The sequence below is a fragment of the Curtobacterium flaccumfaciens genome (genome assembly GCF_018598405.1).
In the GTDB taxonomy this organism is placed as follows: domain Bacteria; phylum Actinomycetota; class Actinomycetes; order Actinomycetales; family Microbacteriaceae; genus Curtobacterium; species Curtobacterium aurantiacum.
This window is the reverse complement of the sequence record NZ_JAHEWS010000022.1, coordinates 1-25,096: the sequence shown is the minus strand read 5'-3', so window position 1 is coordinate 25,096 and position 25,096 is coordinate 1. Positions and strand designations below refer to the sequence as shown.

The window sequence follows — 25,096 nt, the reverse complement described above, 5'->3', positions numbered from 1 at the left end:
CTGGAGGCTCGGTGCCAGGCCGCCACGTGCCTCCCGTCCGCCCCGCCGCCGACTCGGGCGCATTTCGATACGTGCGCATAGACTCGCGGCATGCGCGAACTCGGCTTCCTCTCCTTCGTCCCGAACCACGGCGGCACCGAGGGCGCCGCCGGTGCCCTCGAGGACGGGCTGCGCCTGTTCGAGACCGCCGAGTCGCTCGGCTACGGGACGGGTTGGGTGCGCGGTCGGCACTTCGAGCCGTACCTGACGAGCCCGATGACGTTCTTCGCGGCCGCCGCGCAGCGCACCAGCACCATCGCGTTCGGCACCGCCGTGCTCGGCATGCGCTACGAGGACCCGGTGCGCCTGGCCGAGGACGCCAGCACCGTCGACCTGCTCAGCGGCGGCCGGGTGCAACTCGGCATCAGCACGGGCATCGCCGGGTACGGCCCGATCCTCGACCCGGTGTTCGGCACGGTCGACCGCAGCTTCCGCGACGAGGCCGAGGCCCGCGCCGCACGGCTGCTCGAGGTCCTGCAGGGCGAGCCCCTCGGCAGTGCCGGCAAGGGCTACGAGAGCATCCCCGCCGGGGCCGACCTGACCCTGCAGCCGCTCAGCCCGGGCCTCCGCGACCGGGTGTGGTGGGGTGGCGGGAGCATGGGCACGGCGGTCCGCACCGCCGAGAAGGGACTGCTGCTGCACTGCTCGACCCTGAACACCGAGGACACCGGCGCGCCGTTCGCCGAGGCGCAGGCCGATCAGATCACCGCCTACCGCGAGCGGTTCGCCGAGCTGCACCCGCAGCGCGAGTCCAAGGTCGCCGTCGGACGGATCGTGGTGCCGCTGCTCGACGACCACGACCGAGCCGTGCACGAGGAGTTCCTGACCGGCTACGCGTCCGGCATGGAAGACGAGGGCCGGCCGCTCTCGGGCACGCCGCCGTTCCGGTTCAGCAAGGTGCTGTCCGGCGAACCGGCCGCCATCGTCGACGCGCTGCTCGCCGACCCGGCGGTCACCGCCACGGACGAGCTCGTCATCACCCTGCCGGCGAACGGCGACCGTGCGGCACACGAGCGGATCCTGCGCATCGTGGCCGAGGAGATCGCCCCGGCACTGCGGGCCTGATCGCTGCGAGCGGGCTGCACGGCCGAGCCGCCACCGAGAGTAGAGGGCATCCGGCGGGGCTCTGATCGAGTTGGTGAGGCCCGAGAGCCCTGCCGGATGACCATCTCGTCCCTGATCCGCACGAGATGGTGCACCCATCGTTCCACCTACCGACCGGTTTGTCACACCGATCCGCGCACTCGGGACGGAAGAAGTTGACCAACTGTCACTCGTTTTTGCGATCCGGGACGAAGTGCGTCAACCGGTTCACCGATGCGGTTCCGGGCCGGAACGACGAATGCGTCCCCGCGCGGACGCGGGGACGCATTCTGGGACGCACCGGGGAGGCCAGGGCAACAACGGCCGGATCAGGAGACCGAGTCGCTCACCCAGCGACCCCGTAGTCGGTGCGTGCGCGGACGGTAACCAGCCGACTCGCGCACATAGATGTTACTGAATGGAGTTGCGAGCTGCGCGGAAACCGGACGACTTCGTCACTCCAGTTCGAGGGACGCGGTCCCGACGACGTCGTCGACCGAGGCTCCGACGTGCAGCGTGAAGGTCCCCGGCTCGTACCGCCACGAGCCGTCCCAGTGGGCGAAGGCGCGTGCGGGGACCTCGATCGAGACCTCCGTCGACTCCCCCGCGCCGAGCCGGACCGGCGCGAACCCGACGAGCCAGCGCACCGGACGGTCGACGGTCGACTCGCCACGCGAGGCGTACACCTGCACGACGTGCTTGCCGGCACGGCCCCCCGTGTTCGCGACCGTCGCCGTGACGATGACGGCGTCGCCCTCGCGCACGGTCGGCGTCGCGGAGACGCCCTCGATCGACCAGGAGGTGTAGCCGAGGCCGTGGCCGAACGGGTACGCCGGCGCGGTGCCGGCGCGCAGCCACGCCCGGTAGCCGACGTGGACGCCCTCGTCGTAGGACACCGTGCCGTCCACCGGGGTGACGTCGAGCACCGGAACGTCGGCCATCGCGACGGGCCAGGTGGTGGGCAGGCGGCCGCCGGGCTCCTGCGCTCCCGTCAGCACGTCGGCCAGGGCGTTGCCGTACTCCTGTCCGCCGAACCACGTGAGCAGCACCGCGGCGACGTCGTCCCGCCACGGCATCTCGACCGGCGACCCGGCGTTCACGACGACGACGGTGTTCGGGTTCGCCGCCGCGACCGCCCGCACCAGGTCGTCCTGGTGGCCGGGCAGCGCGAGCGACGAGCGGTCGTAGCCCTCGGACTCGACCTTGGAGTTCGTTCCGACCACGACCACCGCGACGTCCGCGCCACGGGCAGTGTCCACCGCGGCCTCGATCAGCACGGCGGGGTCGTCGTCCGAGGGCTCGGTGCCGAACTGGTAGGCCAGCACCCCGCCGAGCGTCTCGTCCTGCACGATGTCGTACTCGATGCGGATCGCGACCTGCTGCCCCACGGTCACCGACACCGGCACCGAGCGCGCCGGCGGGTTGAGGAACGCTGCACCGAGCTGGTCGCCCTCGAACGGCACGTCCTCGTCGAGTAGCAGCTCGCCGTCGATCCACATCCGCGACCGCCCGGCCGCACCGATGCCGAACCGGACCGTGCCGGTCGACTCGGCCGTGTAGGTCGTGGTGATGTCGAGCCGGTCCGCTTCGCGCGTCGGGGCGTCGCCGCCGAACCAGAACAGGGCCGTCGCACGGCGGTCCTCGACGAACAGCTCCTCGCCGTCCTTGACGAAGGCAACCCGGGCTCCGGCCTCCCCGGTACCCGGGTTCGTGATCGAGGACAGCGGGAACTCCGCGATCCCCTCCTGCACGACTGCGCCGATCGCGTAGTCCACACTCGCGCCGGGGAACGCCGAGCGGATGCCGTCCAGCGGCGACACGACCTGCGACGGCACGACCGTGGCCGAGCCACCGCCCTGCGTGCGGGCCTGGTCGGCGTTGTGGCCGATCACCGCGATGCGCGACACGGCGGGGGCGTCGAGCGGCAGGACACCGGTGTTGCGGACCAGCACGGTGCCCTCGGCCTCGGCTTCGCGCACGAACGCGATGCCGTCCTCGACGTGCACGGGCGACGCGGCGACGGGCTCGAAGCCCTCGAGCGCGCCGACGCGTGCGGCCAGGGTCAGGATGCGGCGGACCTTGCGGTCGATCGCCGCCATCGGCACCTCGCCGGACTGCACGGCGGCGAGCAGCGGGCCCTCGCTCCACCACGGGTTCGGCCCGGGCATCGCGACGTCCTGCGACGCCTTCGCCGAGTCCACCGAACGCACCCCGGTCCAGTCGGACACGACGATGCCGTCGAAGCCCCACTCCGAGTTGAGCGGGGTCTCGAGCAGGTCGTTCTCCGACGCCGTCACGCCGTTGATCGCGTTGTACGACGACATGACCGCCCAGGCGTGCGCTTCAGTGACGGCCTTCTCGAACGCGAGCAGGTACAGCTCACGCAGGGCACGGTCCGACACCTCGGTCGACGCCGTGAAGCGGTCGGTCTCGTAGTCGTTCGCGATGTAGTGCTTCGGGGTCGCTGCGACACCGTTCTCCTGCACGCCGTCGACGTACGACGCCGCCAGGTCGCCGGTGAGCACGGGGTCCTCGCTGAACGCCTCGAAGTGGCGACCACCCAGGGGCGACCGGTGCAGGTTGATGGTCGGGCCGAGCACGACGTCGACACCCTTGCGGCGGGCCTCGACAGCCGCGGCCGCGCCGTACCGCTTCGCGATCGCCCGGTCCCACGACGCACTCAGAGCCGTCGCCGACGGCAGGTTCAGTGACGGGTCACGCTCGTCCCACACCTCGCCGCGCACGCCGGACGGACCGTCCGACATCAGGATCCGGCGCAGCCCGATCTTCTCGATCGGCCAGGTGGTCCAGAAGTCACGCCCGGTGAGCAGCTGCACCTTCTCGTCGGTGGTCAGCTGGCCGAGGAGCGCGTCGATGCGCTCGGTCAGCGGCGTCGCCGGTGTCGCCGGACTGGAGGCGGTGCTCGCGTCGTTCACGGTGGTCACGGTGGTCGGTCCTCTCGTTCAGGGCCGCGGGGCGCCGCCTGGACAGCCGGGGGCTCGTCGCCCACACCCACCATCCACCGGGTTCGCCGCCCGCGCTGGCAGCTCCTGCACCGTACCACCCAAAACCAACCGTTGCTTGGTTTTCTCGGGTCTTCTGCGGGCGGTACAGTCTGGCCATGGCACGACGGGGTTCGTACGCAAAGGGCATCGCGAAGCGCGAGGAGATCCTCACGGTCGCGCTGGACCTCGTGGCGTCGCAGGGCTTCCGGCGGACGAGCATCAAGGACATCGCCGACGCCGTGGAGCTGACCCAGGCCGGCCTGCTGCACTACTTCGACTCGAAGGACGAGCTCTGGGTCGAGATCCTCCGCCGCCGCGACGAACTCGACCTCGCGCACGACTGGCAGGCCGCGGACCCGGCGGCCCTGCTCGCGGCGATCGTGCGGCACAACGCCGAGGTCCCCGGCCTGGTGCAGATGTTCGTCAACCTGTCCGCCGCGGCCGCGACCGACTCGGAGCACCCGGCGCACGAGTACTTCCGCGAGCGGTACGAGCGCAGCCGCCGCGACCTGTCCGCCGACTTCCGCACGATGCAGCAGGACGGCCGACTGCGCACCGACATCGACCCCGACGAACTCACCAGCGTGCTGCTCGCGGTGTCCGACGGCATGCAGATCCAGTGGCTCTTCGACCCCACCCGCGACATGGCCGAGCACGTCGAGCTCGTCGCCCGCCTCGCGATCGCCCAGGTCGCCCCCACCGCCTGACGGCACGGCCCGGCCCGGCCCAGCCCGGCACCAGGTTCCGGCAGTGGGGTACGGACAGGGCCTGGCCGCCTCAAGGGTGGCGGGGCAGGATGGTCGGTGCCCGCCAGGGTGTGTTCCGACGACGATGTGGAGTGACGCGATGACGCGTGTAGTGGTGACCGGTGGCAGCGGCAAGCTCGGACGAGCGGTGGTGCGCGACCTCGATGCGCACGGGTACGACGTGGTCCTGCTCGACCGGGTCCCCTCGCCCGACAAGCCCGAGCGTGTGCCGTTCGTGCGGATCGACCTGACCGACCACGGCCAGGTCCTGAACGCCCTGCTCGGCATCGACGACCGGTACGACCACGTCGACGCCGTCGTGCACCTGGCGGCGGTTCCGGCCCCGGGACAGGTCCCCGACGTGGCCCTCATCACGAACAACGTGACCTCGTCGATCAACGTCTTCCACGCCGCCCGTGCCGCGAAGATCAAGAACGTCGTGTGGGCGTCGAGCGAGACCCTGCTCGGCATCCCGATGGGCGAGCACCACCCGCCCTACCTGCCGGTCGACGAGGAGTTCGCCGTCCGCCCGCAGTCCTCGTACTCGCTCGGCAAGGCGGTCGAGGAGGAGATGGCACGCCACTTCACCCGCTGGGACCCCGAGCTGAAGATGATCGGCCTGCGCTTCTCGAACGTGATGGACGAGACCGACTACCCGGCGTTCCCGTGGGACGCCACCCCCGAGGCGAAGACGTTCAACCTGTGGTCGTACATCGACTCCCGCGACGGCGCCCAGGCGGTCCGGAAGTCACTCGAGGCCGACCTCACCGGGTTCGAGGCCTTCGTCATCGCGAGCCCCGACACGGTGATGGACACCCCGACCATCGAGCTCGTCGAACGCTTCGTGCCGGACATCGAGCGCCGGGCGGACATCGACGGCGTCAGCTCGCTGCTGTCGTCGGAGAAGGCCCGCGAGCTCCTCGGCTACGCGCCCGAGCACAGCTGGCGCGACCACCGCGCCTGATCGTCAGGCGGCGGGGACGAGCATCCCGTCGAGCACCAGGTCGCGCGCCGCCGGCAGCAGGTCGGCGGCGAGCGCCTGCTCGTCGACGCCGGTGATCTGCGCGAGCGCACCGATGATCGCCGCGACGGACAGGTCGCCGTCGCATGCACCCACGAACGCCGCGAGTGCGGTGTCCGCATCCACTCGGCGCCCGAGCCCGCCGCCCTGCACCAGGGTCATCACGGTGGGGTCGTCGTTGCCCGGCCAGTAGTACCGCTCCTCGGTGACGTCGCCGGCCACGGACAGGTGGGCGGCGGCGAGCGCGGCGTCGTCGTGCGCGGCGAGCCAGGCGGCCGCGTCGAGGACGCGGGCGACCGTCGCACCGAGGCCAGCGGGGTTGGAGCCGAGCGTCTCGGGGACGCGCTCGAACCGGCGGAGCCCGGACGGGCCTCCAGGCAGGGGTCGACGCACCACGACGTAGCCGAAGCCGACGCCGGTCACCCGACGGTCCGCGAAGTCGTCGAGCCAGGCGCCCATCAGGGTGTCGAACTCGGCCGTGCCGGGTTTGGTCCCACCGTCGCGGATCCAGGTCTCGGCGTAGGACGTCGGGTCCTGCCGCTCGCGCTCGATCACCCACACGTCGAGGTCGGTGTCGGCGAACCAGGCACGCACGCGGTCCAGGCCGTCGACGCCCCAGTGGTACTCCCAGTTGCCGAGGAGCTGGGCGGTGCCGCCGGGCTCGAGGTGGGCCTCGAGGCCGCGGAGCACCGTCTCGACCAGGGCGTCACCGACCATGCCGCCGTCGCGGTACTCGTACGACGGGACGCCCTCGCGACGGGGAGTGATGACGAAGGGCGGGTTCGAGACGATCCGGTCGAAGCGCTCCCCCGTGACCGGCTCGAACAGTGAGCCGAACCGGAAGTCGATTCCGTCGATGCCGTTCAACTGGGCGTTGAACCGGGCGATGTCGAGGGCACGGCGCGAGATGTCGGTGGCGACCACGTGGTCGGCGAAGCGCCGCGCGTGCATGGCCTGGATGCCGCACCCGGTGCCGAGGTCGAGCACACGCTCGACCGGCACGGGCACCTGCAGGCCGCTCAACGTCGTGGTGGCGCCGCCGATGCCGAGCACGTGTTCCTCGCTGATCGCGTGCCCGAGGGCGAGCTCACCGAGGTCGGAGACGATCCACCAGCTGCCTGCGCCGAGGTCGTCGACGAAGGCGTAGGGGCGCAGGTCGACGGTGGGGTGGATGAGCGCGTCAGCGCCGTTGCCGTCGCCTTCGCCTCCGCTGCGCAGCAGGCCCGCGGCGATGACGGCGTCGAGCCCGGCGGTCGGGAACGCCACAGCGGCCTCGGCCCGCGCCACCGGCAGGCCGAGCACGAACAGCGTCGCCAGCGTGCCGAGCGGCGTGGTCTCGCGGGCGGCGAGCGCACGGAGCGCGGCCACCCGCGAACCGCGGTGCAGCGACGCGGCGGCCTCGGCGCCCCACAGCGAGTCGAGCCGGTCGACGGTGAAGCCGGCCGCCGTCAGGTCTGCGGCGAGCGCCGTGGTGACGGCAGGGTCCGCGACGATCGACGGAAGCGTGTGCACAGCGTCCACGCCGGTGCTCGCGCCGGTGCTCACGAGGCGATCCCCTCGCGCAGCAGGGCCGCGGGGACCTGCCAGTCGAGCACCAGGTCGAGGAGCCCCGGGAACCGCTGCTGCACGTCCTCGACGCGGACGCGGCTGACGCGGGTCAGGCCCTCGAGATGCTGCTCGAGCAGACCGGCCTCACGCAGGACCCGGAAGTGGTGGGTCAGCGTGGACTTCGGCCGGTCGATGCCGACCCAACCGCAGCTGCGCTCGCCCCCGGCCGCGTCGACCAGGTAGCGGTGCAGGATCGCGAGCCGGATCGGATCACTCAGGGCGTCCATCACGACCGGGAGGTCCATCTCGGCCACGGACGGCTGCGGCAGCCGTTCAGGAGCATCGACGTGCGCGGGCATGGACGGGACGCTACCACCGTTCGGCTTGCTGTACGACTTGCGTCGTACTGTTCGTGTGCGGTACGAATGCAGTCGTACTGCACGGAGACGGAAAGGGGTGCGCATGCACCAGTCAGCTCGTTCGGTCGCCGGGTTCTGGATCCTGGCGGCGATGCTCCTGGTCTCGGTCGCGTCGTCGGCCGTCCCGTCGCCCATCTACCCCGTCTACGCAGCCGAGTGGCACCTCACCCCGCTCATGCTCACCGGGGTCTTCGCCATCTACGTCGCCGGCCTGTTGGCGAGTCTGCTCGTCGCGGGTCGCCTGTCCGACCACGTCGGCCGCAAGCCGGTGCTCGTCGTCGGCGGCCTGGGCGTCGCGCTGTCGCTCGGCCTCTTCGCCATGGCGGACGGGGTCGTGGCACTCATCGTCGACCGGATCGTGCAGGGTGTCTCGGTCGGGCTGCTCATCGGGGCCCTCGGTGCGGCCCTCATCGACAACTCCCTCGAACGCCACCCCACCATGGCCGGCGTGCTGAACGGCGTCATCCCGCCGATCGCACTGGCCACCGGCGCGATGTCGAGCGGCGCGCTGGCGCAGTGGGGTCCGGCACCGGAGCAGCTCGTCTACCTGCTGTTCGGCGCACTCCTCGTGCTGCTGGTGCTCGCACTGTTCGTCGTCCCCGAGCAGGTGCAGCGTCGTCCCGGCGCTCTTCGCTCCCTGCGTCCGACGATCAGCGTGCCGCGGTCCTCACGCCGGCTGTTCCGCGGCGTCGCCGGCTCGCTCGTCGCCAGCTGGGCGCTCGGCGGCATGTTCCTGTCGCTCGTCCCCTCGGCGCTCGGCACGGTCTTCGGCATCACGAACCACTTCGCCGCCGGCGCCCTCATCGCCGTGGTCACCGGCGTCGGTGCCCTGACCGGTCTGGCGATCCAGCGGATGGACACCCGACGCGCGGTCCTGCTCGGGCTCGTCGCGCTCGTGCTCGGCCCGATCGTCACGGTGTCGTTCGTGTTCGCACACTCCCTGCCGGGCATGGTCGTCGGCAGCGCGATCGCCGGTGTCGGCTTCGGTGCCGGGTTCCAGGCACCGCTGCGGATGTTGCTCGCCACCGCTGCGCCCACCCACCGCGCCGGACTGCTCTCCACGATCTACGTCGTCAGCTACCTGGCGTTCGGGGTGCCCTCGGTCATCGGCGGGCTGCTCGAGCCGTCGGTCGGCCTCGTCCCGGTCATCGCCGGGTACGGGGGCTTCATCGTGCTCGCCGCGGTCGTCGCCCTCGTGCTGCAGCTGTCGTCGAAGGACGCTGCCGAGGTCGAGGAGCACGCCGCCGAGGTCATCGAGCGCACCGCGACCGGTTCGGTCCGGGTCGCGGCCGAGTAGGCGTGCCCGGCACGGTGCGGTGATGCCCATTCGGTGCGAGGTTGATCGCTCGGTGCGAGCCTGCAGCGCCGTACGGAGCGATCAACCTCGCACCCGGTGACCAGCACGGCACGGTGCCGACATCACCAGCGCGCGACAGCGGCGACCCGACTAGTGGCCCGGGTGCGCCGAGTTCGCGCCGCGGGCCCGCGCACGCACCCCGACCGTCCGCGCCGCACCGGTGTGCGCAGCGTCGACGTCGGCCTTGCCCCGGTCGGCAGCATCGCGCAGACGCTTCGGCCCGTGCCGCTTGGCCCAGTCCCAGAAGCGGTGCAACTGCGCCTTGAGCCAGGTGATGATCTTGTGGAAGAAGTGGAACTCGCTCGCCAGCACCGTGAGGCCGATGAACACGACGAGCCATCCCGGCCCCGGCAGCGGCACCAGGATCAGCCCGATGATGACGACCAGCCCGCCGACGATGCCGACCAGCACCTTGTAGAGCAGGTGCACGTGCGGCCGCGCGTGGATCCAGGCGCGCAAGCGGTGGAACCACTGGAAGCGCTGGCGATCCGCGCCGTCGGCCCGGGCTTCGCCGGGTCGGTCGTTCGGGTCGCCGTCCATGCCGAAAACGTAGGGCGCGCGGCTGGGAATCAGCGGCGCACGGGGTGAACGCGGGGTGCGCATGCCGGGAGGCGCGTGGCGGCCGTTCGCCGTGCCTCCAGGCCGTGACGCGGTACCGCCCACGTGCCCGTCACGCGTGCGCGACGCACGTCGCCGCCCACGGGACGGCCGCCAGCCGGGCCTCCGGGATCGGCTCGCCACCGACCGCGCAGCGCCCGTAGCTGCCGTCGACGAGTCGTGCGAGCGCGGCGTCCACCTGCCGTACCCGCAGCCGGGCGCCGTCGCGGACCGCACCGAGCGAGCCGCGTTCCCACGCCAGGGTCGCGCCCTCCGGGTCGTGCTCGTCGTCGGAGTTGGCGTCCTGCCGCGCGTCACTGACGTCGCGCATGCTCCGCTCGACCTCGGTCAGCAGCCGTTCGTTGCGGGCGCGTTCGGCCTCGAGTGCGGGGCGGGGATCCTCCATCCCGGACACGGTAGTCGCGGCGGAATGGCCCCGCCTCCGGATGCGTTCGCATGGACATGACGAAGATCGGGTTCCTGTCGTTCGGACACTGGCGTGACGTGCCGGGGTCGAAGGTGCGCAGCGGGCGGGAGGCCCTGGTGCAGGCGATCGACCTCGCGGTCGCAGCCGAGGAAGCCGGTCTCGACGGCGCCTACTTCCGCGTGCACCACTTCGCGCCGCAGCAGGCCGCGCCGTTCCCGCTGCTCTCCGCCATCGCGGCGAAGACGAGCCGGATCGAGATCGGCACCGGCGTGATCGACATGCGCTACGAGAACCCGCTCTACATGGCAGAAGAAGCTGCGGCGACCGACCTCATCTCCGGCGGCCGACTGCAGCTCGGCGTCTCGCGGGGATCACCCGAGACCGCCCTCGCCGGCTACCAGCAGTTCGGCTACGTGCCCGACGCCGCTGACGAGAACGGTGGCGACATGGCGCGTGCGCACACCGACGTGTTCCGCCGCGCGATCGCCGGCGAGCCGATGGCGAACGCCAACCCGCAGATGACGGGTTCGGTCGGGTCCCTGCCGATCTCCCCGCTGTCCGACTCGCTCGGCGATCGCATCTGGTGGGGTGCCGGCACGCGCGCCACCGCCAAGTGGACGGCCGAGCAGGGCATGAACCTGATGTCCTCGACCCTGCTGACCGAAGACACCGGTGTGCCCTTCGACCAGCTGCAGGCCGAGCAGATCGAGCGCTTCCGCCGGGTGTGGTCCGAGTCGGGCTGGGACCGCGAACCGCGCGTTTCGGTCTCGCGCAGCATCATCCCGATCATCGACGACGAGTCGCGCCACTACTTCGGCATCCGCGCGCAGGTCGAGGGGCAGGACCAGGTCGGGCACCTCGACGGCGGGCTGGCCCGGTTCGGCCGTTCCTACATCGGTGAGCCCGAGCAGCTCGTCGCGGACCTCGCTGCCGACCAGGCCGTCCGTGCTGCCGACACCGTGCTCGTCACCGTGCCGAACCAGCTCGGCGTGGACTTCAACGCACGGCTGCTCGCCGCCGTGAAGGACGTCTTCACCGAGGTCGACGCGGCACCGGTCCCCGCCTGACCGGCACCCGGCTCGGGCACGGGCTCAGCCGTTCGGCCAGAGCAGCTGGAAGCGCTCGCACACCACGGGCATGTCCGGTGCGAACCCGCGTGGGCTCTCCGAGTGTGCACGCCAGAACGCTTCGTGCACCCTCCGCCAGTACTCGAGCGTCCGGTCGCCTTCGCCCTCGGCCCAGGCGTGGTCCGCGCCGACCTGGTCGAACGGCACCACCCTGACCACAGTCGTCTCGATGACGGCGCGGGGCGCACCCGAGCCGTCGGTCACGATGCTCAACTCGTCGGCTGCCGGCAGAGGGTCACCGGTCGCCTCGTAGTCCCAGAGCGACGACGCCGTGCCGACCTTGACCCCGTCGAGCACGAGCCGCAGGAGCGCGTCCGCCTGCTCCGGGGTCGCGCCGAAGGACCACGCCTCCGGCACGGCCGTTGGAAGTCCCGGACGCTCGCGGCGTCGCGCGGTCCAGAAGTCGTCGAGCGTCGAGGGCACGCCCCGACCGTAGTGCACCGGCCCGGTCCCCCCTTGTGCTGACACCCGGCTGGGGACTGGGGCGGCGACGACCGCACTCCTAGGCTCGGGAGCGTCGATCCACCCCGCACCTCGAGGAGCAACCGTGACGCTGCCGGCCGCAGGCTGGTTCCCGGACCCGCAGGACGCCCGTCGCCTGCGCTGGTGGGACGGTCGCACCTGGGGAGCGGCCACGCGAGTCCCCGCGGCCGCTGCAGAACCGGTCACGCCGATCGTCGTCGCTCCGGCGGGGCCGTCGTTCTCGGTGCAGACGGCGGCGATCCGGACCCATGCGTGGGCGTCCGGCGGCGGTCGCGACCGACGGTTGTCCGTGCTCACGGTGCTCGCGGTGCTGCTCGCCCTGACGTCGATCCTCATCAACCCGCTGGGCGCCTGCAGCGTGCTCGCTCTCGTGTGTGGGCTCGTCGGTGTCGTCCACCCCGGCGCGACCGGCGGGTGGCGAGTGCTCGCGAGGAGCGCTTCGGCGAGCGCCATCGTCGTGGCCGTCGCGACCGGCGCTGTAGCCGCGTCAGTGCAGCTCCATCTCTTCTGACGCGGGGCAACACTGATCAGATCACCGATGGCAAAGATAGCCAGAGGTTGAGACCCGCCGAATCTGTCATGCAGTATTCCAGTACGGCATTGCCGCCGTACCGAAGGGAGAACCATGAACAAGCTCGGGACATGCGGGGCAACTACTCTCGCGGCCATGTCGTCGGTCGTGCTGGGGTGCGCGCTCCTGTCCGCAACACCAGCCGCGGCGGCTCCCCTCGGAGAGGATCAGACGATCCGGGCCGTCGAGGCCGCGGAGCGCGCGCTCGGCCTCGCCGACGATTTCCTTCCAGACAGCCCTGAGGTGCTCGCATCGGGTGCCCCCTCAGCGGCCCCGGGCACATCGGCGGCTACCAGCATCACCCCCGGCCCGAACTCGGACCACGAGGCCGGTGTCCAGTACACAGCGGACCGTCTCGATGAGAACTCGACTCGCTACGCGGCGGTGATGAGCGCTCCGGCATCGTCCCGTGCGAGCTGGGCGTTCGACGACGATGTCGAACTGGTGCTCCTCGACGACGGACGGGTGACTGTGAGCGACGCCAACGGTGATCTGATCGCCGGCATCGACGCACCATGGGCGGTCGATGCGAGCGGACGAGCCCTGCCGACGAACTACCGGGTCGACGGGACAACTCTCGTCCAGGACGTCCAAGTCGATTCGCGGACGGCCTATCCGGTCGTCGCCGATCCGCGCTACAGCACGTTCCCTGGGTACTGGACCGTCACGTTCAACCGAGCCGAGAGCGCCACGGTCGTCGGGACGGTGGCGAGCTGTGCGGCGCTCTTCTCGAAGTCACCCGTACCGGTCCTCCGAGCGCTCACGGTGACCTGCGGTGTGCTCGCCGCGTTCAGCACGGCACAGCTCGCCGGGGGAAAGTGCGTGAAACTCCACCTGGCGGGGCTTCCCGGCGTCATCGCCCAGTGGTGGCCGACGTTCCCGAAATGCTAGAACGATGATCACACCACTCTTCGTCGGACTCCTCGTCGGGTTCGCCCTGGCCACGGCCGGAGAATTCACCGATCGGTGGGCCTCGAGGCTCCTGCGTCTCCTGCCGATCGTTCTCTGGTTCGGATGGCTGGTCAGCGTGATGCCGAACGGTGTCTCCGACGGCGAGCTGCGCCTCCTCGGTGTCGGGATGTTCGGTCTCCTGACCGGGATGTTCCTCGCCTGGGCCTCGTTCGGCCATCGGGCGCGTCGTTGACGGGGGCACTCGAGCTGATGCGTGGAGGAAGGGCCTCGCCTTCGTTGGCGAGACCCTTCCGCCGCGACGAGACCTACCGCCGCGCCCGCGGGTGTGCCGTCTGGTACACGTCCCGCAGCATGTCCGCCGTGACCATCGTGTAGATCTGCGTCGTGGCGACACTCGCGTGCCCGAGCAACTCCTGCACCACGCGCACATCAGCACCGCCCTCGAGCAGGTGCGTCGCGAACGAGTGCCGGAACGTGTGCGGTGACACGTGCGCCTCCAGGTCGGCGGCAGCAGCGGCGGCCTGGATCACGAGCCAGGCGCTCTGCCGCGACAACCGCGCGCCGCGGGCACCGAGGAACAGCGCCGGTGTCGACGCCCCTCGCGCCGCGAACACCGGCCGTGCCCGCACCAGGTAGGCATCGATCGCGGCCCGGGCGAAGCTGCCGAGCGGGACGATCCGCTGCTTGTTGCCCTTGCCGGTGACCTTCACGACGGACAGCCCGTCCGCACCGGGGCCCGGGCCAGAAGCGTCAGCAGCGGCGTCCGACAGCGTCGTCACGTCGTCGACCGACAGTCCCACCGCCTCGGAGATCCGCGCACCCGTTGCGTAGAGCAGCTCGAGCAACGCCTTGTCCCGCAGCTGGACGGGGTCGTCGGCATCGACGGACACCGCCCCGAGCAGCCGTCCCATGTCCTCGACGGGGATCGCCTTCGGCAGCCGCATCGGGGCCTTCGGCGGCCGGACGGCGGTGCCCGGGTCGAGCGGCAGCCAGCCCTCCCCCGCGGCGAAGGCGGTGAACGACCGGACCGAGCTGAGCATCCGCGCGATCGACCTCGGCGCCAGCGGACCGTCCGGCTTCGTCGCCAGGTAGGTCACGAACTCCGAGACGTCCGCCCGTGCCAGCCGGGCGACGTCAGCGATCGCCGACGCACCACCAGCCCGGTCCGCGCCGTCGGAATCGACCACCGGAGCGGTCGCGAGCCAATCGGCGAACACGGCGAGGTCCCGCCGGTACGCCGACAACGTGTGTTGCGAGAGTCCCCGCTCGATCGCGACGTGCCGGAGGTACGTCTCCACGGCACGGTCGAGGGGCATCACCTCAGCAGGCTAACCGGCGAGCGGCGACACGACGGACCGTCGGCCAGCACGTCAGTGCAACGCCTCGTCCGGCGCGCCCACGCGGAACCCCGTGAACGTCACGGTCAGCCCGGCCCGCGTCGGCCCGGCGCACAGCAGCCCCGCGGAGACGACGGCCTCCGGGTCGAGGTAGGCGACCCGGACGAGACGGGGCTCGTCGCCGTCGGCCCACGCCCGGATCGTCACGGCGTCACCATCGCGGCTCGCGCGGACGGTCACGACCCGGCCCGCCCACTCCGGCACGGGCGACACCGACCAGTCCGAGAACCCGCGCGTGACCACGGCCCCGAGCTGCGGCGCTCCGTCCGAGAACTCCACGCCGGCCTTGATCCACGTCTGCTCGTCGACGCGCAGGAACACCCCGGCCTGGTCGAACTGCTCGGTGTAGTCGAGCACGAACGACGCCTCGACCGAGAACGGCCCGTCGGTCGGCTGCAGCAGCGCGTGCTCGGAGTCGTGCACGAACCCGTACGAGGTGGTCCGCCAGGCATCGCTGCCCTCGACCGCGGCGACGCGGAACACGTCGCCGTCGAACTCGGCGGCGTCCGGCTCGTGCGTCCAGGTGCCGGTGGCGACCAGGTCGCGCAAGCCGTCGACCGCGGATCCGCTCACTTGCCGCGCTGTTCGATGGCCTCGACGGCGAGCGTCGCGACGACGAGGGCCGAGTTGTTGAGCCGACCGCCCAGGATCCCCTCGAGCAGCTCTGCCCGCGGGACCCAGCGCGTCACGATGTCGGCCTCTTCCGCCTCACGCTCGAACGCGGACTCGGTCGAGCGAACACCGCGCGCCCGGTAGATCTGGATGAACTCGTCGCTGCCGCCCGAGGACGTGTTGTAACGGACGAGGGGCTCCCACGTGTCGGCCTCGAGATCGGCCTCCTCGCCCAGCTCGCGCTTCGCGGCCGTCAGGTGGTCCTCGCCCTCCATGTCGAGCAGACCGGCGGGCAGCTCCCAGTCCCGCAGCCGCACCGGGTGTCGGTACTGCTGGATGACCAGGACGCGGCCCTCGTCGTCCTCGGCGTACACGGCGACGGCGCCCGTGTGGTCGATGTACTCGCGGACCATCGAATCGCCGTTGTACGCGACGGTGTCGCGGCGCACGTCCCAGACGGCGCCCTCGTACACGACGGTGGATTCGGTGACCTCGAAGGAGGCGGACTCGTCAGCGATCGGTGCGTCTGTCACGTCTCCATCCAAGCACGCGCCCCTGACGCGGCGACAGACGGACGGCCCGTGGACGCCCCCCCCCCCCCGGACGGACGGGAGGCGCGGTGCCAGCTGGCACCGCGCCTCCCGTCCGATCGTGGAGACCGGCGCTTACGCGACCTGCTCCTCGGTCTGCGGGTCGAACAGGCTGGACGCCTCGTGACGCTCGATCGCGGCCGCGACGAGCCCCGCGAACAGCGGGTGCGCATCGGTCGGACGCGAGCGGAGCTCCGGGTGCGCCTGCGTGGCGATGTAGAACGGGTGCACGTCGCGCGGGAGCTCGACGTACTCCACCAGCGTGCCGTCGGGCGACGTGCCCGAGAAGACCAGGCCGGCGTCCGCGATCTGCTCGCGGTACTTGTTGTTCACCTCGTAGCGGTGACGGTGCCGCTCGGAGGCCTCCGGCGCTCCGTACAGCTCCGCCGCCAGCGACCCTTGCGTGAACGACGCCGGGTACAGCCCCAGGCGCATCGTGCCGCCCAGGTCGCCACCGGCGATGATGTCCACCTGCTCCGCCATCGTCGCGATGACCGGCGTCGAGGTCTCCGGGTCGAACTCGGTGCTCGACGCGTCGGTCAGACCGACCTCGTGCCGGGCGTACTCGATGACCATGCACTGCAGGCCGAGGCACAGGCCGAGCGTCGGGATCCCCTGCTCACGCGCGAACTTCAGCGCGCCGAGCTTGCCCTCGATGCCGCGCACGCCGAACCCACCCGGGATGCAGATGCCGTCGACGTCGCCGAGCTGCTTCGCCGCGCCCTCGGGCGTGGTGCAGTCGTCGGACACGACCCACTTCAGCGTCACCTTGGCGTCGTGCGCGAAGCCACCCGCACGGAGCGCCTCGGTCACGGACAGGTAGGCGTCGGGCAGGTCGATGTACTTGCCGACGAGGGCGATCGTGACGGCCTTCTTCGGCTCGTGAACGGCACGCAGGACCGGGGTCCACGCCGTCCAGTCGACGGGGCCGGCCTCGAGCTTGAGCGCATCGACGATGACCTGGTCGAGGCCCTGGTTGTTCAGCAGCGTCGGCAGGTCGTAGATCGAGGGGACGTCCACCGCGTTCACCACGGCGTCCTCGTCGACGTCGCACATCAGCGCGATCTTGCGCTTGTTCGACTCCGACACCGGACGGTCGCTGCGCAGGACGAGCGCGTCCGGCTGGATGCCGATCGAGCGGAGCGCCGCCACGGAGTGCTGCGTCGGCTTGGTCTTCTGCTCACCCGAGGCGTTCATGAACGGCACCAGGGAGACGTGCACGAAGAACACGTTGTTGCGGCCGAGCTCGTGCCGGACCTGACGGGCGGACTCGATGAACGGCTGCGACTCGATGTCGCCGACGGTGCCACCGACCTCGGTGATGATCACGTCGGGCTGCGGGTCGTTGTGCGCCTGCTCGCGCATCCGACGCTTGATCTCGTCGGTGATGTGCGGGATGACCTGCACCGTGTCACCGAGGTACTCGCCGCGACGCTCCTTGGCGATGACCGTCGAGTACACCTGGCCGGTCGTGACGTTGGCGGCCTGCGACAGGTTGATGTCGAGGAAGCGCTCGTAGTGCCCGATGTCGAGGTCCGTCTCCGCACCGTCGTCGGTCACGAAGACCTCGCCGTGCTGGAACGGGTTCATGGTGCCCGGGTCCACGTTGAGGTACGGGTCGAGCTTCTGCATGACGACCTTGAGGCCGCGAGCCGTGAGCAGGTTGCCGAGGCTGGCCGCCGTCAGGCCCTTGCCGAGAGACGAGACGACCCCGCCGGTCACGAAGATCTGCTTCGTCACCTTCGGGGTCGAGATCGAAGAATTGGTACCGCCGCTGAGAGTGTCCGCCACGGGATTCCATCGTACGTCAGAACTGCCGGGAGGCGCGACTTCGGTTCGCCGTGGGCGTTGCGCAGGTGGGTGGCCGGGTCCTCGGGCCGTGGCCGGGTCCTCGGGCCGTGGCCGGGTCCTCGGGCCGTGGCCGGGTCCTCGGGCCGTGGCCGGGTCGGCGGGCAGCACCCGCTCGCCCGGCCGCTCGGCTCGCCGGCCGTCAGGCTCGCTGGCCGGCCACGTCGAGCAACTCGCGGGCGTGCTCGATGCCGCTGGCGCTGTCGCCGAGTCCGGAGAGCAGTCGGGCCATCTCCTGCAACCGGTCCTCGCCCTCGAGCCGGCGCACGCTCGACGACGTGACGGCCCCGCTGGCGTCCTTCACGACGTTGAGGTGGTTGTTCGCGAAGGCCGCGACCTGGGCCAGGTGCGTGACGACGATGACCTGCGTGCGCTCGGCGAGCTTCGCCAGCCGTCGGCCGATCTCGATCGCCGCCGCCCCACCGACGCCGGCGTCGACCTCGTCGAAGACGAACGTCGGCACCGTGGTGCTGCCGGCCATGACGACCTCGATCGCGAGCATGACGCGCGAGAGCTCACCGCCGGACGCCCCCTTGCCGATCGGCCGGGGGTCGGTGCCGGAGTGCGGCTGGAGCAGGATCGTCACCTGGTCACGGCCGTGGCGGCGGTACTCGCCGGCGTCGGTGACCTCGACCACCAGGGTCGCGCCACCCATCGCGAGGGTCTTCAGCTCAGCGGTCACGCGCTTCGCCAGGTCGGCCGCGGCCTTGCTGCGCGCCGTCGTGAGCGCGGCGGCGGCGGACTCGAGCGCCTGCTCGTCCTGCTCGACCGACTGCTGCAACGCCGCGATCCGGTCGTCGTCGCCGTCGAGCTCGAGCAGCCGGTCACTAGCGCGCTGTCCGTAGGAGATAACGTCGTCCACCGTCTCGCCGTACTTGCGGGTGAGGCCGGCCAGCAGAGCCCGGCGTTCGTTGATGAGCTCCAGGTCGTGCCCGGCCTCGGGTTCCAGGGAACCGAGGTAGCTCGAGATGCTCGCCGAGGCCTCGGCCGCCTGGATCCCGAGTTCCGTGAGCTGCTCGAGCACCGGCTGCAGGGCGCTGTCCGACGACACGACGCGCTCCACGGCACGGCGTGCGGACTCGACCAGGCCGACGACGTCGGAGACGCCGTCGAGGGACTCGCTGGACAGCGCCTCGTGTGCCAGGGCCGCGGACAACCGGAGCTCCTCGAGGTTCCCCAACCGTTCGGCGCGCTCGGCCAGCTCGACGTCTTCGCCGGGCTGCGGGTCGGCGGCCTCGATCTCGTCGGAGGCCGCGCGGATCCGCTCGGCCTCGGCCACCCTGTCGTCCCGGTCGCGGACCAGCACCTCGAGTTCGCCGGCGTGCTGCTGCCAGGCGTCGTACGCGGCGACGTACCGGGCGAGGGCCTTCTCGAGCGAGGCTCCCCCGAACCCGTCGAGGGCAGCCCGCTGCGCGGTGGCCGAGGTCAGGCGGATCTGGTCGGACTGCCCGTGCACGGTGACGAGCTGGTCGGCGAGCTCGCCGAGCACCGCCACGGGCGCACTGCGGCCGCCGACGGTCGCACGGCTGCGCCCCTCGGCGGAGACCGTGCGGGTGAGGATGAGTTCGCCGTCCTCGACGGTGCCGCCGGCGTCCTCGACGCGTTCGGCGACGGCGTCCTGCTCGGGGACGTGCCAGCGACCTTCGACGACGGCACTCGACGCACCGCGGCGCACCGAGCCGGCATCGGCCCGCGCACCGAGCAGCAGCCCGAGCGCGGTGACGATCATGGTCTTGCCCGCACCGGTCTCCCCGGTGACGACGGTGAAGCCCGGCCCGAGTTCGAGCGTGGTCTCACCGATGACACCGAGGTCGCGGATCGCGATCTCCTCGATCATCGGTCGTCCTCCGTCGTTCGCTGCGCCACGGCTGACCCGGCCGAAGCGATGCTGCGCCCTTCCACGCCGATCATCGGTCGTCCTCCGTCGTTCGCTGCGCCACGACTGACCCGGCCGAAGCGATACTGCGCCCTTCCACGCCGATCATCGGTCGTCCTCCGTGCTCATCGGATGCGCTCCGTGCTCATCGGTCGTCCTCGTCGCTCTGGGGGCCGCGCCACCCGGCGACGGGCAGCTGGAACTTCGCGACCAGGCGGTCGGTGAACGGAGCGTCCTTGAGTCGGGCGACACGCACCGGATCGGGCGAACGCCGGACCTCGACACGGGCACCCGGGGGCAGGTCGTGGGTCCGTCGGCCGTCGCACCACAGGACGCCGACGCCGCTCGTGCGCCGCAGGACCTCGATCGCGAGCGTGCAGTCGGGCCCGACGACGATCGGACGGGCGAACAGGGCGTGGGCGCTCAGCGGCACCATGAGCAGCGCGTCGACGTCCGGCCACACGATGGGGCCACCGCCGGAGAACGAGTACGCCGTGGAGCCGGTCGGGGTCGACACGACCACGCCGTCGCAGCCGAAGGACGACAGCGGGCGGCCGTCGACCTCGGTCACGACCTCGAGCATCCGCTCCCGTGAGGCCTTCTCGATCGTGGCCTCGTTCAGCGCCCAGCTCGAGTAGACGATCTGGTTGCCCACGACCACGTCGACCTGCAGGGTGACGCGTTCCTCGACCTTGTACTCGCCGGACAGCGCACGCTCCACGGTCTCGGACAGGCCGTCACGTTCGCTCTCGGCCAGGAACCCGACGTGGCCGAGGTTCACACCGATCAGCGGCGCGCCGGTGTTCCGCACGAGCTCCGCCGCGCGGAGGATCGTGCCGTCGCCGCCGAGCACGATGACGATCTCGAGCTGGTTCGGCTGGACGTCGACACCGAGGATGTCCACCTTGCCGACGGATGCCTCGGCCCGCCGGATGTCGGCGTACTCGTCGAAGGGCATGACGGGCGTGAGACCGGCCGCGTGCAGGAGGTCGCAGACCTCGACCGCAGCGTCGATCGAGTCACGGCGGCCCGTGTGGGACACGAGCAGGATGTGCCGTTCGTCACTCATGAAGACCCTTCCGTGAGTTCGGTCGCCCGGACTCTCCATTCTGTCGGATTGCCCCCGACACCGCGCTGGAAGCGGGCGAGGTACTCGTGGTTGCCGTGCGTCCCGACGATGGGCGACGCGACGAGTCCGCTCGTGCCGAGGCCGAGGTCCCACGCCGCCCAGAGCACGTTCATGAGCGCGTCGTTCCGGAGCCCGGCGTCGTGCACGATGCCTTCGCGCACCCCACCGCGACCCACTTCGAACTGGGGCTTCACCAGGAGCACGAACTCGTCGGCGGGGACGGCTTCGGCCAGTGCCGGCAGCACGAGTCGGAGCGAGATGAAGGACAGGTCCCCCACCACCAGGCTCGTCTCGCCGGCAGCGGTGTCGAGCGCCAGGTAGTCGGAGCGCGTGAGGTTGCGCGCGTTCAGCCCCTCGACCACCGCGACGCGTTCGTCGAGTGCGACGGTCGGGTGCAGCTGCCCGTGGCCCACGTCGAGCGCGACGACCCGTCGGGCTCCCCGCGCGAGCAGCACCTGGGTGAAGCCACCGGTGCTCGCACCGACGTCGAGCACCACCCGGCCGGAGGGATCGACGTCGAACGCATCGAGCGCACCGACGAGCTTCCGGGCGGCACGCGAGACCCATTCATCCGCGGCGTCGACCTCGATGTCCGCGTCGGCGGCGATCGGTGTTGACGGCTTCACGACCGCACGGCCGTCGACGACCACCCGGCCGTCCTGGATCAGCTTGCTCGCGACGGTGCGCGACCGTGCGAGCCCGCGTGCGGCGAGGAGGGCGTCGAGGCGGACCGGGGTCGCGTCGGGCACGGCTCCGTCCGGCTCAGGCACTCGCGGAGCCGCCGCTCTCGAGCCGCGTCCGCAGCTCGTCGTGCAGGGCGGAGAAGGCGTCGGCGCGGTCGGCAAGCGGCAGGGCCTCTGCCTCGGCTGTGCGCGCGGCGAAGGCGTCCTGCTGCTCGGGTTCGGCGGACGACTGCTCGGGGTTCGGCACGTCCGACACGCTACTCGCCGCCGTACAGCTGCGGGTCCACGTCGAGGCCGTAGATGGCCAACCCGGACTCCCAGATGAGCGTCGAGCCGGCACGCAGCCGATCGATGTCCGTCCCGGCGTCGAGCACCCGGACGACGTGCCCGCGCATCGCCACCGTCGAGGTGCCGACCGTCACGTACCGGGTGCCGTCCTCGTCCTCGCGCCGGACGGTCTCCGGGTACGGCTGGGACAGGCCCCGGAGGTCTTCCAGCACGTACGTGGGACGCGAGCGCTGGTCGGCCGCGAGGACCTGCTTCGCCTTGTCGATCCCTGTCAGCACGAGCACGCTCGGGATCCCGACGTCGTTCGCGCCCTTGATGTCCGTGTCCAACCGGTCACCGATGAACAGGGTGCGACCACCGCCGAACCGCTCGACCGCGGTGTCGAAGATCGGCCGCTCGGGCTTGCCGGCGACCACCGGCATCCGACCGACGGCCTGGTGCACGGCGGACACGAGCGTGCCGTTGCCGGGCGCGATGCCCCGCTCGACGGGGATCGACCAGTCCATGTTCGTGGCCACCCACGGCACGTCCGGGTCGGCCAGGGCGAACGAGGCCTCGGCCAGTTCCTTCCAGCCGAGGTCCGGCGAGAAGCCCTGGATGACCGCGGCCGGGGAGTCCTCGGCACTCGAGGTCACCGTGAACCCGGCTGCCTCGACGATGCTCGACAGGCCAAGCCCGCCGGTGACCAGGACGGTCGAGCCGGCGGGGACCAGGGTCGCGAGCAGCTGGACGCCGGCCTGCGACGAGGTGACGACATCACCCTCGGACACCTCGAGCCCGTAGCGCTCGAGGTGCTCGGCGACGTCGATCGGGCGGCGCGACGCATTGTTCGTGATGTAGCCGACCCGCGCCGTGAGCGAGGCCCGGGTCAGGGCCTCGACCGCGTGCGGGATCGCGTTGCGGCCCCGGTAGACGACGCCGTCGAGGTCGGTGAGGACCACGTCGACGCCGTCGGTCAGTGCAGTCGCGCGATCAGCCGGCTGCGGAGCCGTCGACGTCGCGGGGGTTGTCGTCGTCGACCTCGCCGGGCTCATCGGCTGCTGAGGTGTCGTCGTCGAGGTCGTCGAGGGCGGGTTCGTCATCGATGTCGTCATCGAGGGCGTCTGTGGGCTCGTCGTCGCCGCCGAGTTCGTCGGTCGCGACGGCGTCGGCTCCGAGGTCGTCGGCGTCGTCGTCTCCGTGTTCTTCGACTTCGAGCGTTTCTTCGACCACATCAACTGTCTCCCAAGCATTGTCGTCCGCGATCTCGGCGAGGGCCGCTGCCGCGCGGTCCACGCGTGCCCACCACTCGTCGGCCTCGTCCTGTCGACCGAGCTCCTCGAGCGTGGCCGCGTAAGCACTGTAGAGCGCCGGGGACCACGTGTAGGCGGTGGACGGGTCGAGCTGTGGAATCTCCAGCTCACCGAGTGCTGCTGTGGGATTCCCGAGGTCCAGACGCGCGCCGGACATGGCGATCGCGAGTTCGACCTGCACCGGGGTCTCGAGGGCCGAGCGCTCGACCGAACGACCGAGTTCCAGCGCACGCTCCGGACGCCCCAGGCCGCGCTCGCAGTCCACCATCATCGGCAGCTGGTCGTTGCGACCGGAGATCCGGCGGTAGGTGCGGAGCTCGCGCAGGGCGGTCGCGAAGTCGCCGAGGCGGTACGCGGTGATAGCGGCGGTCTCGCGGACCACACCCACACGACCGGCACGGCGAGCGGCGCTCAGGGCGTGCTGGTTGGCCGTCTCGGGGTCGTCGTCGACGAAGAGCGCAGCGGCCACGAGGTGACGCGCAACCCAGTCAGCGTTGTCCTTGCTGAGGGTCTTCAGCTCCATGCGTGCCGCGGGGTCGAGGTCGCGCGCCTGGATCTCCTCGGGGATCTCCGGGTCGTCGTGGCGCGGTCGGATCGACTTCGTGCCGTAGGGGTCGCGGTCCTCCCAGTCGTCGCGTGCGGCCTCGCCGAAGCGGGCGCCGGCGTGACGGGTCCCGTCGCCGAACCGACGACGCTCTTCGCCGCCGTCGCGACCCGGGCGGTCCGACGAACCGCCACGGAATGGACGGTCCGAGCCACCACGCGCCGGACGGTCGCCATCACGCGCAGGCCGGTCAGATGACCCGCCCCGGTACGGACGGTCACCGTCACGACGCGGACGCTCGGACGATCCGCCACGGTACGGACGCTCACCATCACGCGCGGGCCGATCGGACGACCCGCCGCGGAAGGAACGGTCACCATCACGAGCCGGACGGTCGGACCCGCCACGGTACGGACGGTCGCCATCACGAGCCGGACGGTCGGATCCACCGCGGTACGGACGGTCGCCATCACGAGCCGGACGGTCGGACCCGCCGCGGTACGGACGGTCACCATCACGAGCCGGACGTTCCGATGATCCGCCACGGTACGGACGGTCGCCATCACGAGCCGCACGGTCGGATCCACCGCGGTACGGACGGTCGCCATCACGAGCCGGACGGTCGGACCCGCCACGGTACGGACGGTCGCCGTCACGGGGACGGTCCGCACCACGGGGACCGTCGCCACGAGGCGGCCGGCCCGAGTCGCCGCGGTCACCCTGCCACGAGGGGCGGTCGTTCCGGTCACCGGAACGGAAGGGACGATCGCCGTCTCGGCGAGGTGCACTGTCTCGACGGGGGGCGCCGTCACGGAACGTACGGTCTCCACCCTGCGGACGATCGCGACGGTCGCCTTCACGGCGCTCGAACTCGCGAGGACCGGACGACCAACGACCATCGCTCTGGCCGTCCCGACGCGGAGCGCCGTCGCGACGGGGGAAGCGGTCGCCGTCCCGTCGAGGTCGATCTCCGCGGTCGCCGTCGTTCCGCCGCTGATCGTCGTCGTTCGCCACCGTTGCTCCTCGTTGCGTGCCCGGTGCAGAGCCTCGGGCGTTCGTCCGCTGTGTCGTTGTGTTGGGCGCCGCACGGTCATCCGACGTCCGGCATACAGTCCATCACGAACCGGAGCTGACGTCGAGCGACCGAGGGCAGAAACAGAAATGGCCACCGGCCCCGACCGAGAACGAGGGTTTCCCCTGCGAATTCTCGATGGAGGGCCGATGGCCACATCTTTCTTACGTTAAGTCCGGCGGCGTCCTACTCTCCCACAAGGTCCCCCTTGCAGTACCATCGGCGCTGAGAGGCTTAGCTTCCGGGTTCGGAATGTGACCGGGCGTTTCCCTCTCGCTATGACCACCGGAACACCTTCGACCATGATCTGGTCTCAAAGCTGTCCCGACTACCGTCTCCCGTGAAGAAGACAAAGCGGTGTATTCAGTTTCGATTCCCGATCGTCTGTCGGGAACCACAAAGTGGACGCGAGCCCGTGCAACAAGTGCAC

The 25,096-nt window shown here is 71.0% G+C and carries 24 protein-coding genes and 1 rRNA gene; 8 read left to right on the top strand and 17 right to left on the bottom strand.

Annotated elements, in window-relative coordinates:
- Positions 1-90 precede the first annotated feature (90 nt).
- On the top strand, positions 91-1,104 hold the full coding sequence (locus KK097_RS13535; RefSeq protein ID WP_214545168.1) for an LLM class flavin-dependent oxidoreductase: 1,014 nt from the start codon (positions 91-93) through the stop codon (positions 1,102-1,104).
- Positions 1,105-1,577: 473 nt separating this feature from the next.
- Here KK097_RS13535 and KK097_RS13530 read toward each other — a convergent pair whose 3' ends face one another.
- Complete coding sequence (locus tag KK097_RS13530) at positions 1,578-4,067, bottom strand: glycoside hydrolase family 3 protein (protein ID WP_214545167.1); 2,490 nt, start codon at positions 4,065-4,067, stop codon at positions 1,578-1,580.
- Positions 4,068-4,243: 176 nt separating this feature from the next.
- Here KK097_RS13530 and KK097_RS13525 point away from each other — a divergent pair, with 176 nt between their 5' ends.
- Positions 4,244-4,834, top strand: a complete 591-nt coding sequence (locus tag KK097_RS13525; protein WP_214545166.1) for a TetR/AcrR family transcriptional regulator — start codon at positions 4,244-4,246, stop codon at positions 4,832-4,834.
- 139 nt (positions 4,835-4,973) lie between these two features.
- A complete protein-coding gene (locus KK097_RS13520) occupies positions 4,974-5,837 on the top strand; it encodes an NAD-dependent epimerase/dehydratase family protein (protein ID WP_214529892.1) in 864 nt (287 codons plus the stop codon).
- Between the two features lie 3 nt (positions 5,838-5,840).
- Here the strand turns inward: KK097_RS13520 and KK097_RS13515 are convergent, their stop codons facing one another.
- Positions 5,841-7,439 (bottom strand): DUF7059 domain-containing protein, encoded by a 1,599-nt coding sequence (locus KK097_RS13515; protein ID WP_307858401.1) that lies wholly within the window; start codon positions 7,437-7,439, stop codon positions 5,841-5,843.
- Complete coding sequence (locus KK097_RS13510; RefSeq protein WP_071245119.1) at positions 7,436-7,801, bottom strand: ArsR/SmtB family transcription factor; 366 nt, start codon at positions 7,799-7,801, stop codon at positions 7,436-7,438. Before KK097_RS13510 ends, KK097_RS13515 begins: the two co-directional genes overlap by 4 nt.
- Before the next feature lie 103 nt (positions 7,802-7,904).
- Here KK097_RS13510 and KK097_RS13505 point away from each other — a divergent pair, with 103 nt between their 5' ends.
- The gene (locus KK097_RS13505; RefSeq protein WP_214545165.1) at positions 7,905-9,158 is read left to right on the top strand and encodes an MFS transporter; all 1,254 of its coding nucleotides are present in this window, start codon (positions 7,905-7,907) and stop codon (positions 9,156-9,158) included.
- Positions 9,159-9,308: 150 nt separating this feature from the next.
- Here KK097_RS13505 and KK097_RS13500 read toward each other — a convergent pair whose 3' ends face one another.
- A complete protein-coding gene (locus KK097_RS13500) occupies positions 9,309-9,758 on the bottom strand; it encodes a TIGR02611 family protein (RefSeq protein WP_214529889.1) in 450 nt (149 codons plus the stop codon).
- Between the two features lie 130 nt (positions 9,759-9,888).
- Complete coding sequence (locus tag KK097_RS13495; RefSeq protein ID WP_214545164.1) at positions 9,889-10,221, bottom strand: TraR/DksA family transcriptional regulator; 333 nt, start codon at positions 10,219-10,221, stop codon at positions 9,889-9,891.
- Positions 10,222-10,271: 50 nt separating this feature from the next.
- On the opposite strand from KK097_RS13495, the gene KK097_RS13490 reads away from it, so the two are divergent.
- On the top strand, positions 10,272-11,309 hold the full coding sequence (locus KK097_RS13490) for an LLM class flavin-dependent oxidoreductase (protein WP_214545163.1): 1,038 nt from the start codon (positions 10,272-10,274) through the stop codon (positions 11,307-11,309).
- 24 nt (positions 11,310-11,333) lie between these two features.
- Here the strand turns inward: KK097_RS13490 and KK097_RS13485 are convergent, their stop codons facing one another.
- Positions 11,334-11,792: an ASCH domain-containing protein gene (locus KK097_RS13485; protein WP_214545162.1), complete on the bottom strand. Its 459-nt coding sequence runs from the start codon at positions 11,790-11,792 to the stop codon at positions 11,334-11,336.
- 124 nt (positions 11,793-11,916) lie between these two features.
- Between KK097_RS13485 and KK097_RS13480 the strand changes: the two genes are divergently transcribed.
- The 3 genes from KK097_RS13480 (at position 11,917) to KK097_RS13470 (ending at position 13,567) form a co-directional block, all read left to right on the top strand.
- A complete protein-coding gene (locus tag KK097_RS13480; RefSeq protein WP_214529885.1) occupies positions 11,917-12,363 on the top strand; it encodes a DUF2510 domain-containing protein in 447 nt (148 codons plus the stop codon).
- A gap of 114 nt (positions 12,364-12,477) precedes the next feature.
- On the top strand, positions 12,478-13,314 hold the full coding sequence (locus KK097_RS13475; protein WP_214545161.1) for a hypothetical protein: 837 nt from the start codon (positions 12,478-12,480) through the stop codon (positions 13,312-13,314).
- Positions 13,315-13,318: 4 nt separating this feature from the next.
- Positions 13,319-13,567 carry a hypothetical protein gene (locus tag KK097_RS13470; protein ID WP_214545160.1) on the top strand — a complete coding sequence of 83 codons (249 nt, stop codon included), beginning with the start codon at positions 13,319-13,321 and terminating at the stop codon, positions 13,565-13,567.
- Between the two features lie 73 nt (positions 13,568-13,640).
- Here the strand turns inward: KK097_RS13470 and KK097_RS13465 are convergent, their stop codons facing one another.
- The 11 genes from KK097_RS13465 to rrf all read right to left on the bottom strand — a co-directional run bounded on the left by KK097_RS13465 (position 13,641) and on the right by rrf (position 24,956).
- Entirely contained in the window at positions 13,641-14,651 is a 1,011-nt protein-coding gene (locus tag KK097_RS13465; RefSeq protein WP_214545159.1) for a site-specific tyrosine recombinase XerD, read from the bottom strand.
- 54 nt (positions 14,652-14,705) lie between these two features.
- Positions 14,706-15,305, bottom strand: a complete 600-nt coding sequence (locus tag KK097_RS13460) for a DUF1349 domain-containing protein (RefSeq protein WP_214545158.1) — start codon at positions 15,303-15,305, stop codon at positions 14,706-14,708.
- Complete coding sequence (locus KK097_RS13455) at positions 15,302-15,877, bottom strand: NUDIX domain-containing protein (RefSeq protein ID WP_071245128.1); 576 nt, start codon at positions 15,875-15,877, stop codon at positions 15,302-15,304. Before KK097_RS13455 ends, KK097_RS13460 begins: the two co-directional genes overlap by 4 nt.
- Before the next feature lie 132 nt (positions 15,878-16,009).
- Positions 16,010-17,725: a CTP synthase gene (gene pyrG / locus KK097_RS13450; protein ID WP_214529879.1), complete on the bottom strand. Its 1,716-nt coding sequence runs from the start codon at positions 17,723-17,725 to the stop codon at positions 16,010-16,012.
- 199 nt (positions 17,726-17,924) lie between these two features.
- Positions 17,925-19,619, bottom strand: a complete 1,695-nt coding sequence (gene recN / locus KK097_RS13445) for a DNA repair protein RecN (RefSeq protein ID WP_214545157.1) — start codon at positions 19,617-19,619, stop codon at positions 17,925-17,927.
- 184 nt (positions 19,620-19,803) lie between these two features.
- Complete coding sequence (locus tag KK097_RS13440; RefSeq protein ID WP_214529877.1) at positions 19,804-20,727, bottom strand: NAD kinase; 924 nt, start codon at positions 20,725-20,727, stop codon at positions 19,804-19,806.
- Entirely contained in the window at positions 20,724-21,536 is an 813-nt protein-coding gene (locus tag KK097_RS13435) for a TlyA family RNA methyltransferase (protein WP_307858452.1), read from the bottom strand. The genes KK097_RS13440 and KK097_RS13435 overlap by 4 nt, the downstream gene beginning before the upstream one ends.
- Before the next feature lie 13 nt (positions 21,537-21,549).
- Positions 21,550-21,717 (bottom strand): hypothetical protein, encoded by a 168-nt coding sequence (locus KK097_RS13430; RefSeq protein WP_214529962.1) that lies wholly within the window; start codon positions 21,715-21,717, stop codon positions 21,550-21,552.
- A gap of 10 nt (positions 21,718-21,727) precedes the next feature.
- Positions 21,728-22,699, bottom strand: a complete 972-nt coding sequence (locus tag KK097_RS13425; protein ID WP_307858453.1) for an HAD-IIA family hydrolase — start codon at positions 22,697-22,699, stop codon at positions 21,728-21,730.
- Between the two features lie 31 nt (positions 22,700-22,730).
- On the bottom strand, positions 22,731-23,573 hold the full coding sequence (locus KK097_RS13420) for a tetratricopeptide repeat protein (RefSeq protein WP_214545156.1): 843 nt from the start codon (positions 23,571-23,573) through the stop codon (positions 22,731-22,733).
- Positions 23,574-24,839: 1,266 nt separating this feature from the next.
- Positions 24,840-24,956, bottom strand: a 5S ribosomal RNA gene (gene rrf, locus KK097_RS13415).
- Between the last annotated feature and the right edge of the window lie 140 nt (positions 24,957-25,096).